We start from the raw sequence: 1,194 nt of genomic DNA, 5'->3' as shown, positions 1-1,194 counted from the left end.
ACCAAAAAGCCGAACGGCCACAAAGTTGAGTATGGTTAAGATCGCCAATGAAGTAAATGCCGGAATCCAGACGGGTAAATCTGGATACCAAAACTGCATGTACCCTCCGATCACGATTACATCGGCAATCGCAGTAATAATCCAGTTACACCAGTAGGACCAACCAAGGAAGAACCCCGCCCACGGACCGAGATAAGCCGTTGCAAAATCGGCGAATGTTTTAAAATTGGTATTTGCAAGCAACAATTCACCCATTGCCCGCATTACGAAGAAAAAGAAAAAACCAATAATTAAATAGGTTAAAACAATTGAAGTACCCGAAACACTTAATGTTTTCCCGGAACCCATAAATAATCCAGTACCAATTGCACCACCAATTGCGATCATTTGAATATGACGATTTGTCAATGAGCGCTGCAATTTCTCTTCTTCTTGCTCAGTCATATGTTGACTACCAAGAAGATCTCCTTCCAGGAATTGCTTTCCGTTATTCTTACTCATGTAATATTTACTCCAATTTATAGCAACCGTCGTAAATGCTTTAATAATAAATAAATTATATGATTATTAATTTAGTCCATTAAATCATGTTAAAAATATTATTAAATCATTTAAAACCTTATAAATTCCTTTTTAAAAGCTATCACCTATAACAATAAAAATTATTCATTATTCCTTTCCTTCATTATTATATTAGTCTGCATTTAAAAATATAATTTTGAAAAATTCTTAAAATATATAAATTAATTACATATTTTATTGAATCATCTTTTATATAATAAAACAGACTAATTAATCCCAGCTCAGCGAGCAAGATTGTATTTATCCATATACCCATCTTGCGCTAGCGATAATATAGTATTCCTTCTTAAATTTGGTGAAATGTATAGTATTTCTGCTTAATTAACAGCCATTCGCAAATGTTCTGTTTCTTTAAGTTTGTTCACTATCTGTGGGTTCGAGTCCTGTTTAACATGGACGCTTAACACACGGACTAAACCACCATTTTCAACATTTAATTGTTTTGCTTGTGCTTTTGTTATTTGCAATGACTCCTGATAAGGTGTGCCGAATACAAGAATTGCTCGATAATTTTCATAGTTATCGTTGGCCACAATATAGGGTTCATCACCTGAACTAAGAGGAATAGACTCTACAACTTGCACAGTTAAAATCTGGCTTTCTTTAATTGCT

General features: G+C 33.8%; 2 pseudogenes. Both read right to left on the bottom strand.

The window, feature by feature from the left end:
• Positions 1 to 501: pseudogene (locus VXQ92_RS19395) on the bottom strand (amino acid transporter); the annotation flags it as partial.
• A 398-nt stretch (positions 502 to 899) separates the two neighbouring features.
• A pseudogene (locus VXQ92_RS19390) lies at positions 900 to 1,194 on the bottom strand (arginine N-succinyltransferase); the annotation flags it as partial.

The organism is Acinetobacter sp. 228, assembly GCF_048147885.1.
This window is presented reverse-complemented; position numbering and strand designations above follow the sequence as displayed.